The sequence below is a fragment of the Phenylobacterium sp. genome, from assembly GCF_044372605.1.
Classification (GTDB): domain Bacteria; phylum Pseudomonadota; class Alphaproteobacteria; order Caulobacterales; family Caulobacteraceae; genus Phenylobacterium.
In genome coordinates, this window is sequence record NZ_JBILRO010000017.1 from 18,326 (window position 1) to 27,286 (window position 8,961).

General features: G+C 67.6%; 11 protein-coding genes. 8 read left to right on the plus strand and 3 right to left on the minus strand.

All coding sequences use genetic code 11. The annotated features are described in order from the left end of the window. The first annotated feature begins 40 nt into the window (after positions 1-40). Genes ACIQ42_RS03090 through ACIQ42_RS03105 form a run of 4 tightly spaced genes read left to right on the plus strand, consistent with a single transcriptional unit; the run spans position 41 to position 3,223 of the window. The gene (locus tag ACIQ42_RS03090; protein WP_397420757.1) at positions 41-1,111 is read left to right on the plus strand and encodes an MBL fold metallo-hydrolase; all 1,071 of its coding nucleotides are present in this window, start codon (positions 41-43) and stop codon (positions 1,109-1,111) included. 33 nt (positions 1,112-1,144) lie between these two features. Further along, entirely contained in the window at positions 1,145-2,110 is a 966-nt protein-coding gene (locus tag ACIQ42_RS03095; RefSeq protein WP_397420758.1) for an oxidoreductase, read from the plus strand. Between the two features lie 7 nt (positions 2,111-2,117). Then, positions 2,118-2,612, plus strand: coding sequence for a GNAT family N-acetyltransferase (locus tag ACIQ42_RS03100; protein WP_397420759.1), 495 nt, complete (start codon positions 2,118-2,120; stop codon positions 2,610-2,612). Next, the gene (locus ACIQ42_RS03105; protein WP_397420760.1) at positions 2,609-3,223 is read left to right on the plus strand and encodes a GNAT family N-acetyltransferase; all 615 of its coding nucleotides are present in this window, start codon (positions 2,609-2,611) and stop codon (positions 3,221-3,223) included. Before ACIQ42_RS03100 ends, ACIQ42_RS03105 begins: the two co-directional genes overlap by 4 nt. 14 nt (positions 3,224-3,237) lie before the next feature. Here ACIQ42_RS03105 and ACIQ42_RS03110 read toward each other — a convergent pair whose 3' ends face one another. From ACIQ42_RS03110 to ACIQ42_RS03120, 3 genes are all read right to left on the minus strand, one after another. Further along, the gene (locus tag ACIQ42_RS03110; RefSeq protein WP_397420761.1) at positions 3,238-3,534 is read right to left on the minus strand and encodes a hypothetical protein; all 297 of its coding nucleotides are present in this window, start codon (positions 3,532-3,534) and stop codon (positions 3,238-3,240) included. Positions 3,535-3,640: 106 nt separating this feature from the next. Beyond that, on the minus strand, positions 3,641-4,567 hold the full coding sequence (locus tag ACIQ42_RS03115) for an SDR family NAD(P)-dependent oxidoreductase (protein ID WP_397401690.1): 927 nt from the start codon (positions 4,565-4,567) through the stop codon (positions 3,641-3,643). A gap of 32 nt (positions 4,568-4,599) precedes the next feature. Further along, a complete protein-coding gene (locus ACIQ42_RS03120) occupies positions 4,600-5,862 on the minus strand; it encodes an MFS transporter (protein WP_397420762.1) in 1,263 nt (420 codons plus the stop codon). A 202-nt stretch (positions 5,863-6,064) separates the two neighbouring features. On the opposite strand from ACIQ42_RS03120, the gene ACIQ42_RS03125 reads away from it, so the two are divergent. The 4 genes from ACIQ42_RS03125 to ACIQ42_RS03140 form a co-directional block, all read left to right on the plus strand. Next, on the plus strand, positions 6,065-6,565 hold the full coding sequence (locus ACIQ42_RS03125; protein ID WP_397420763.1) for a GNAT family N-acetyltransferase: 501 nt from the start codon (positions 6,065-6,067) through the stop codon (positions 6,563-6,565). A gap of 31 nt (positions 6,566-6,596) precedes the next feature. Next, on the plus strand, positions 6,597-7,169 hold the full coding sequence (locus ACIQ42_RS03130; RefSeq protein WP_397420764.1) for a DUF1285 domain-containing protein: 573 nt from the start codon (positions 6,597-6,599) through the stop codon (positions 7,167-7,169). Continuing rightward, on the plus strand, positions 7,169-7,801 hold the full coding sequence (locus ACIQ42_RS03135) for a CoA pyrophosphatase (RefSeq protein WP_397420766.1): 633 nt from the start codon (positions 7,169-7,171) through the stop codon (positions 7,799-7,801). The genes ACIQ42_RS03130 and ACIQ42_RS03135 overlap by 1 nt, the downstream gene beginning before the upstream one ends. Beyond that, positions 7,798-8,961 (plus strand): CCA tRNA nucleotidyltransferase (locus ACIQ42_RS03140; protein WP_397420765.1); only part of this gene is annotated, 1,164 nt, incomplete at its 3' end. The genes ACIQ42_RS03135 and ACIQ42_RS03140, both read left to right, overlap by 4 nt.

The window sequence follows — 8,961 nt, forward strand, 5'->3', positions numbered from 1 at the left end:
AGTCCGATAATGGGGGTCGATCATAGGGGAGCCCAGGGCTTTGCGGGACGGGATTGAAGAGACGGCGGCGTGGGAAAGCCACAGGCCGAAACTGACCTATCCGCTGGAGGCGTCGCCCGGGACAGGCGAGGCGGTGGATATCGCGCCGGGCGTTAAGTGGATGCGGATGCCGCTGGGCGGGGCGCTGGCGTTCATCAACGTCTGGGCGATCGCCGAGGGCGACGGCTGGGCCATCGTCGACACCGGCATTGGCGGGGTCGAGACCCGCAACGGCTGGCGCGCCGTGCTGAAGGGCCCGCTGGAGGGCAAACCGGTGACGCGGGTGTTTGTCACGCACATGCATCCCGACCACATCGGCATGTCGGGATATCTGACGCGCAAGTTCGACGCTGCGCTTTGGATCACCCGGCTGGAGTACATCACCTGCCGGTCCCTCGCGGCGGACACCGGACGTGAGGCACCGGAGGATGCCCTGCGCTTTTTCCAGGGGGCCGGTTGGGATGAGGATGCGCTTGAGAACTACCGGGCCCGGTTCGGCGGGTTCGGCCGGGGACTGCACGCCCTGCCGGACAGCTTCCGTCGCCTGAGCGACGACGACGAGATCCGGATTGGCGACCATGTCTGGCGCGTAGTGGTCGGCTCCGGCCACAGTCCCGAGCACGCCTGCCTCTATTGCCCTGACCTGAAGCTGATGATTTCGGGCGACCAGGTGCTGCCGAAGATTTCCTCCAATGTGTCTGTGTTTCCGACCGAACCCGATGGCGATCCGCTCACGGACTGGCTGACCTCCCTGGCGAGGATCAAGACCAGGGTGCCGGATGATGTGCTGGTTCTGCCGGCGCACAACGAGCCGTTCCACGGCCTGCACGCCCGTATCGATCACCTGATCAGCGGCCATGAGCGGGGGCTGGAGCGCCTGGCCGCGCTGCTGTCAGAACCCCGGCGTGTGGTCGACGTCTTTTCGGTGCTTTTCCGGCGCAAGATCGACCAGAACCTGCTGGGGCTGGCGACGGGCGAGAGCCTGGCGCATCTGAATTGCCTGATCGCCCGCGGCCAGGCCGTGCGCGAGCGGGACGCCTCTGGCGTCGACTGGTACCGCGCGACCGCCTAAGACGCTCAGCCAGAGACTTGGGGAGACACTATCATGACCGACCGCATCACCTCGCCCTTCGGAGCCAGGTCGACCGCCCGCGACGTCGTCAACGGTCATGACCTGTCGGGGCAGACCATGATCGTGACGGGCGGAGCATCCGGCCTGGGCGTGGAAACCGCCCGCGCCCTTGCCGAGGCCGGCGCCGACGTCACCATCGCCGTGCGCAACGCCGAGGCCGGTACGGCGGCGGCGGCCGACATCAATACGACGGCCGGCGGACGGGTCTCGGTAGGCCTCCTGGATCTGTCAGACCTGCCCACCGTAGCCGCCTTCGCCAGCGCCTGGGGCGACAAGCCGCTGAGCGCCCTGATCAACAACGCTGCGGTCATGGCCTGTCCGCAGGCCTACACGGCCCAGGATCTGGAGATGCAGATCGGCACCAACCACTTCGGTCACTTCGTGCTGACGACCCTGCTGGCCCGGGCCCTGATGAACGGATCCGAGGCCGCTCGCGCCAGTCGCGTGGTGTCGCTGTCGTCCATCGGCCATCGTCGCAGTCCGGTGAACTTTGACGATCCGCACTATCGCAATCGGCCCTATGACAAGTGGGATTCCTATGGCCAGGCCAAGACCGCGAACGCCCTGTTCGCCGTGGGCTTCAACCAGCGGTTCGCCGACCTCGGCGTCAATGCCAATTCAGTGATGCCCGGCGGGATCATGACGCCGCTGCAGCGGCACCTTCCCCGCGAGGAGATGATCGCCATGGGCTGGATGGACGAGGCCGGCAAGATCAACGAGCGTTTCAAGTCCACCGAGCAGGGCGCCGCGACCAGCGTCTGGGCGGCCGTGGGACCGGAACTGGAAGGGGTAGGCGGGCTCTATCTGGAAAACTGCGCCCAGGCTCTGCCCTGGACCCAGGAAAACCCGTTCGAAGGGGTGATGCCCTATGCTGTTGATCCCGATGCGGCCGACCGCCTTTGGGCCCTCAGCGAAGAGACCACGGGTGTCCGGCTTTGAGGCGGTCATGAGTACGGTTCAAAGCGGCGTGGTCGTCCGGGTTGCGACCATCGCCGACGTCCCGCTGATCCATCAGTTCATCCGCGAACTGGCAGAATACGAACGCCTGCTCCACGAGGTGGAGGCGAGCGAGGCCGATATCCGCCGCGATCTGTTCGGTGAGAACCCGCGCTGCTTCTGCGAGATCGCCGAGCACGAGGGCCAGCCCGTGGGCTTTGCGCTCTGGTTCTACAACTACTCCACCTTCCGGGGGCGCGCCGGGATCTATCTGGAAGACCTGTTCGTGCGCACCGAGGCGCGTGGCGTCGGGGCGGGCAAGGCCCTGCTTCGGCGCCTGGCGCAGCGCTGCATCGACGCCGATCTCGGGCGACTTGAGTGGGCCGTGCTGAACTGGAATGCGCCGTCGATCGCCTTCTACGACAGCCTGGGCGCCTCGGCGAAAACCGAGTGGACGGTCCGCCGTCTTGACGGTGAGGCGCTGGAGACCCTGGCCGCGTCATGAGCATGCCTCCAAAAACCGTGCTCGAGGTTTCGGCGGAAGAGGTCGAGGCGATCCGTCAGGCCGTGCGCACGGCGGATGTTGCGACTCTGGGCGATGGACGGGCGCGCGCAGACCTGACTCACGTTGAAGGGCTTGTGGCCTTGCTGTCGGACGAACGGGTGTCCGGACCGATCTATGACCTGCCCCGGCCCATCAATGCCGAGAGTGTCACCCGCTGGGTGGTGGAAAGCCAGGCGCTGGCGCTGGCGGGCGAGGCGCTGCTGATCGTGAACCTGGACGCCGAGGGCGTGGTCGCGGGTTACTCACGCATCACCGTCTGGCCGGACCGTTCGGCGGCGGAACTGGCCGGCGCAATCCGCGCCGACCGCCAGAACAGCGGCCAGGGCGGCCGCGGCATGGCCCACAGCTTCGGCTGGATATTCGAGACCCTGGGCGTGCGGATGATGTGCCTGACCGCGGCGCTCGACAACATCCGCGTCCAGAAGGGCATCGACGCCGCCGGCTTCACCCGGATGGGTGAGCGCGATGCCGTGCGTCCGGACGGTACGATCCGCCGTTCGATCTACTGGGAAATGATGCGCGAGGACTGGCGCATGCGACACCGGCTCTGAGGCGCTCCGGCCCGTCAGACCCGAAGGTCGACAAAGTTTCCGGTGGCGCGGATCGGGGCCGGTGGGGTGCGGCGGGCGGTTTCGATCATGACCGAGATTTCGGCTTTGATGCGAGCCTGCGGAGCGAGCTTCAGCAAGGTGATGCGGTCAATACCCAGCTCGGCCAGGACCTTGTCGCGAATCTTGTCGCGGCTCTCGACGGCCGGGTTGGCGGGCTGCACCGCGCGCAGGGTCTGAGAACGCTTGCGATCTGCCGCCGCGAACGCCAGTTCGCGGGTCGCTGCGCCAGGTTGGGACAGTCCGATATACATGGCCCGGCCCCTCGCAATGGAGGCGCCAAATGCCCGTTACCTCCCCCGCGAAGCGGCGGGCGGTCCCCCTCCCGCCATCGCGATGCGATGGCGGGAGGTGAGAGCCTTACGCCGGCGCCTTCTGGGCCGTCGCACCCGGCAGGACCGCGCGGTTCAGGTCGAAGAACTTCGGCGCCATGGCCGGCACGGCTTCGGACAGGATGGTCGCGACGGTCCAGCCCTCTTCCTTGGTCACCGTCTCGATCGGGCGGGGCTGGGAGTAGAGGATGATGTTCTCGCCCGAGGAGCCGAAGATCTGGCCCGAAACATGGGCGGCGGCCGGGGTCACCATGGCGACGGAGAAGCGGGCCGGCTGGTCGGCGCGGATCTTCTCGGCCATCACGGCGCGGCGGGCGGCGGCGGCCTCGTCCTTGATCGGCACCGACTGGGTCATGCGCGTCCAGGCGACGGGCGCCAGGCAGTTGGAGCGCACGTTGTTGCGCGCGCCTTCCATGGCGATGATCCGCGACATGCCGGCGATGCCCATCTTGGCCGCGCCATAGTTGGCCTGGCCAATGTTGCCGAAAAGGCCGGACGTCGAGGTGAAGAACATGTAGGCGCCGTCGTTCTGTTCGCGGAACAGCTCGATGGTGGCGCGGGCCACGTTGAACGAGCCACGCATGTGGACGGCAATGACGGCGTCCCACTCGGCCTCGGTCATCTTGTGGAACATCACGTCGCGCAGGATGCCGGCCGGATTGATCACCGCGTGCAGTCCGCCGAATTCCTTCTTGGCCTGCTCGACCATGCCGTAGACGGCGTCGAGATCGGTGACGCTGTCGGAGTTGGAAACGGCCTCGCCGCCGGCGGCGCGGATTTCCTGTGCGACGGCCTCGGCCGGACCCGCGGAGCCTTCGTCCTCACCCTTCAGGCTGCCGCCCAGATCGTTGACGACAACCTTCGCGCCTTCCTGCGCGGCGATCAGGGCGCAGTCGCGGCCAATGCCGTTGCCGCCGCCGGTGACCAGTACAACCTTGCCTTCAAGTGCGCCCATCGCTTCAGACTCCCGTTTGATTTGGGAGACACTTATTCGAGGCGGTTGGCTCGACGCAAGTCAGGGAAGAGCCAGGCCCAGATTCCGGTGACCATCACCGCCCCCACGCCGCCGAACACCGCCGCGCCCACAGGCCCCAGAATCCGCGCGACAATACCGCTTTCAAACTCGCCCAGCTCATTGGACGCGCCAATGAACACCGAGGAGACGGCGGCCACCCGGCCGCGCATCTGATCGGGTGTGACCAGTTGCACCAGCGTTTGGCGTACGAACACGCTGAGCATGTCCGCGCCGCCCAGCACCGCCAGCGCTGCGACGGATAGCCACAGGGACTTCGACAGCCCGAAGACGATGGTCGCCAGGCCGAACACCGCCACCCCGCCGAACATGAACAGCCCCGCTCTGGTGCGGATCGGGTTTGCCGCCAGCCACAGGGCCACCACCGTGGCCCCCATCGCGGGCCCGGCGCGCAGCAGACCGAAACCCTGTGGCCCTACATGCAGCACGTCACGTGCGAACACCGGCAACAGGGCCGTGGCCCCGCCCAGCAGCACCGCAAACAGGTCCAGCGAGATGGCGCCGAATACGATCTTCTGGCGCCAGACATAGGTCAGGCCTTCCTTGATCAGTGTCCAGCGTGAGCCTGGATTGACCGTCGGCCGGGCGTTCTTGCGGATCAGCAGGATCAGGATGAAGGCCAGGCCATAGAGCACGAAGGTCGTGAAATAGGCGGTCTGGGCGGAGTGAGCGACGAGGAAGCCCGCCGCAGCCGGCCCGGCGATGGACGCGCTCTGCCAGGCCAGTGAATTCCAGGCGATGGCGCGCGGCAGCAGCTTGCGTGGCACCAGCATGGGCCCAAGCGCGGTATTGGCGGGCGCAAAGAAGGCGCGACTTGCGCCGAACAGGGCGGCGATCCCCAGCAATAGCCCGGGCGAGGCCCAGCCGTTGAGGGTGGCGATGGCCAGCGCCAGCACGCTGAGCATCTCGCCGGTCAGGCAGACCAGCAGCAGCTTCTTGCGGTCGTAACGGTCAGCGGCCTCACCGGCAGGCAGCGTCAGCAGAAACAACGGCAGGAAGGCCGCCAGTCCGATCATCCCGACCAGGAAGGCGCTCTCGGCCACGGATCGGGTCTCGCGAGCCAGCGCATACATCTGCCAGCCCATGGCGACGCTCGCGATCTGGGTGCCGAAGCTGCCCATCCACCGCGTGCCCCAGAAAAGCAGATAGTCACGTTCCTTGAGCAGAGCCCGGGCGGAGGGAACGCTGTCGTCGTCGGGGGTGGGGGCGTCAGTCATCGGCCCGACCAAACTGCCTTGCGCCGGATCATGGGGCAATGGCGTTGACGCGCGGCCCGCCACACCTTATCTGCGCCGCTCCATATTGTGCCCGGGAGGGCTTTTCGATGCGACGACGTCCGCTGGCCTGAGCGCCGACCGAACCCAGGGTCTGACCTGCCAGGTCAGCTGCCACGTCGCCTTTCGCATCCGAGAAAACTCCATGCCCCTGCAGCCCTGCCGGCCCGAGCCGGCGCTGAGCTTTGTCAACGAAATCCCCGAACACGGCCCTGCCATTGAGGCCCTGCTGAACCGCGCGTTCGGCCCCGGCCGTTTCGCCAAGGTCTCCGAGCGGGTGCGCGAATTCGCCGCCTTTGCGCCGGAACTGTCCTTCTGCGCCCTTGAGGGCGGGCGCCTGGTCGGTGTTGTGCGCATGTGGCGCGTGATGGCGGGCGATCAGCCGATCGTTTTCCTGGGTCCCCTGGCGGTGGACGAGGATGCGCGCAAGCACGGCCTGGGTGCGGAACTCGTCGAGCGCGCCTGCGCCGCCGCCGAGGCCGCGGGCGAGGCGGCGGTGCTGCTGGTGGGCGACCTGCCGTTCTTCCAGCGGGTGGGGTTTGAGGTGGCGTCGGGCGTGACCTTGCCTGGACCTGTGGATCCCCGGCGGGTGCTGGTGCGCGCCCGGCCATCCCTGGGGCTGGCTGGGTCCCTCCACGCGCGTTGATCCGGAACCGCGGGACGCCTAGGTTCATCCCATGGTGAGCATCACAGACAAGCCCGGCCTTGACGGCGTCGTTGCGGCGGTGAAGCAGGCGCCCGGGCGCGGCCTTCCCCCGGTGCACCTGTGGAACCCCGCGCACAGCGGCGAGATCGATATCGTCATAAAACGCGACGGCCGCTGGTTCCACGAGGGCGCGGTGATTGGGCGCGAGGCCATGGTGCGCCTCTTTTCGACCATCCTGCGCAAGGACCCTGACGGGTTCTGGCTGGTCACGCCGGTCGAGAAGCTGCGGATCTCCGTCGAGGACGCGCCCTTCATTGCGGTCCGCGTGGATCGCGACGGCGACAAGCTGCGGTTCCTGACCAACGTCGGCGACGAGGTGGTCGCCGATGCCGACCACCCGATCCGTGTCGAGGTCAGCGCCGATGGCGAACCCAGACCCTATCTGCGCGTCCGCGGCGGGCTTGAGGCGCTGATCTCGCGGGCGGTGTTCTACGAACTGGTGGAGATGGCCGAGGACCGCGACACGCCGGAGGGCCTGCGTCTGGCGATAGAATCAGGCGGCGTCTGGTTCGCGCTGGGTCCGGCCGAGGCGGCTGGCGCGTGATGCAGGCGGGTCTGCACGACTGGATCAGCGACCGGCTGGAGCCGCTGGACCGTTCGCCGGGTGCGGACGGGCCTCGCACCTCCGATTTCGACCTCGATCCCGAGAACTGGTCATCACCTGGAAAGCCCCTGACGCCTGCAGCGGTTCTGGTCGGTCTGATCGAGCGCGACCACGGCCTGAACGTGCTGTTGACCCGGCGCTCCGACAACATGCGCAGCCACACCGGGCAGGTGGCCTTTCCCGGTGGCCGCCAGGATCCGGGCGAAGGGCCGATCCAGACCGCCCTGCGCGAGGCGCATGAGGAAGTCGGCCTGGAGCCTCACTTTGTGAAGCCCGTCGGCTTTTCCACACCCTACCAGACCGGCACGGGCTTCCTGGTGACCCCCGTGGTGGGGTTCATCCGGTCGGGCTTCACACTCACACCCAATCCGGGCGAGGTGGCCGACATATTCGAGACCCCGTTCAGCTACCTGATGGACCTCACCAACTATGAGGAACATGAGCGCGAACTGCCGTCCGGCGTAAAGCGGCGGTTCTACGCGACCACCCATGAGGCGCAGTACATCTGGGGGGCTACGGCGGGCATGCTCCGGGCGTTGCATGGACGCCTCTACGGAGCGGAGTCGTCATGAGCGAGGCCCTGGGTCTGCGGCCCTGGATGACCGCGCCGGAAACGGTGGCGGTGTTCGATGCCCTTGAGGCCGAGGGCGGCGAAGGCTGTGCGCGGTTCGTCGGCGGCTGCGTGCGCAATGCCCTTGTGGGCCGACCCATCGACGATATCGACATCGCCACGACCCTGGCGCCCGAGCGGGTGGTCAAGGCCCTGAAGGCCGCCGGGCTGGGCGCCGTCCCGACCGGTATTGCGCACGGCACCGTCACCGCCGTGTCGAGCCGCAAGCCGCACGAGATCACCACCCTGCGCCGCGATGTCACCACCGATGGGCGCCGGGCCACGGTCGCCTTCACCGACGATTGGGCTGAGGACGCGCAGCGTCGCGACTTCACCCTGAACGCGCTCTACGCTGACCGCGACGGGACGATCTTTGATCCCACAGGACGCGGCGTGGCCGACGGCAGGGCCGGGCGTGTCGTCTTCGTCGGCGCGCCGGAGCAGAGGCTTGGCGAGGATCACCTCAGGAGCCTGCGATACTTCCGGTTCCTGGCATGGTTCGGCAAGGGCGCGCCCGACGCCGCCGCCTTGGCCGCCTGCGCGGCGTTCAAGGATCAGGTGGAGAGCCTCTCGGCCGAGCGCGTCTCGAAGGAGCTACTGAAACTCCTGGCCGCCGACGACCCCCGCGACGCCGTGCGGCTGATGTCCGAGACCGGCGTCCTGGGGGTGATCCTCAAGGCGCCCGCCAATCTGGCGCGGTTCACCGCCCTGGTAGAGATCGAATCCGACCTGTTGTTCGAGACGGACCCGCTGCTGCGTCTCGCCGCCTTGCTGCCGGACGATCAGCTGGCTGCATCGCGGCTGGCCGAACGCCTTCGCCTGTCCAACGTCGATCGCGACCGGTTACAGGCGGCTTTGGGCCAGAGCCCCGTCCTGAAAAGCTGGATGAGCCCGCGAGAGATCCGGCGCGGCATCTACCGCGCCGGCCTGCCCACATTCCGCGACCGCGCCAAACTGGCCTGGGCCGCCTCGCCGCGCAGCGCCACCACCATGCAGTGGCGCGGCTTGATCGCGCTGGCCGAAGGCTGGGTCGCACCGACCTTCCCGCTCACCGGCGAGGATGTCATGAAGGCCGGAGCTCCGAAGGGTCCGATGGTCGGCCAGGTCTTGGCCGAGGTGGAA

What these genes read in the sequence shown, in the direction of transcription:
- ACIQ42_RS03095 (WP_397420758.1), top strand. Translation starts at nt 1,145, where the DNA reads ATGACCGACCGCATCACCTCGCCCTTCGGAGCCAGGTCGACCGCCCGC.
- ACIQ42_RS03105 (WP_397420760.1), top strand. Translation starts at nt 2,609, where the DNA reads ATGAGCATGCCTCCAAAAACCGTGCTCGAGGTTTCGGCGGAAGAGGTC.
- ACIQ42_RS03135 (WP_397420766.1), top strand. Translation starts at nt 7,169, where the DNA reads ATGCAGGCGGGTCTGCACGACTGGATCAGCGACCGGCTGGAGCCGCTG.
- ACIQ42_RS03100 (WP_397420759.1), top strand. Translation starts at nt 2,118, where the DNA reads ATGAGTACGGTTCAAAGCGGCGTGGTCGTCCGGGTTGCGACCATCGCC.
- ACIQ42_RS03120 (WP_397420762.1), bottom strand. Translation starts at nt 5,862, where the DNA reads ATGACTGACGCCCCCACCCCCGACGACGACAGCGTTCCCTCCGCCCGG.
- ACIQ42_RS03110 (WP_397420761.1), bottom strand. Translation starts at nt 3,534, where the DNA reads ATGTATATCGGACTGTCCCAACCTGGCGCAGCGACCCGCGAACTGGCG.
- ACIQ42_RS03115 (WP_397401690.1), bottom strand. Translation starts at nt 4,567, where the DNA reads ATGGGCGCACTTGAAGGCAAGGTTGTACTGGTCACCGGCGGCGGCAAC.
- ACIQ42_RS03130 (WP_397420764.1), top strand. Translation starts at nt 6,597, where the DNA reads ATGGTGAGCATCACAGACAAGCCCGGCCTTGACGGCGTCGTTGCGGCG.
- ACIQ42_RS03125 (WP_397420763.1), top strand. Translation starts at nt 6,065, where the DNA reads ATGCCCCTGCAGCCCTGCCGGCCCGAGCCGGCGCTGAGCTTTGTCAAC.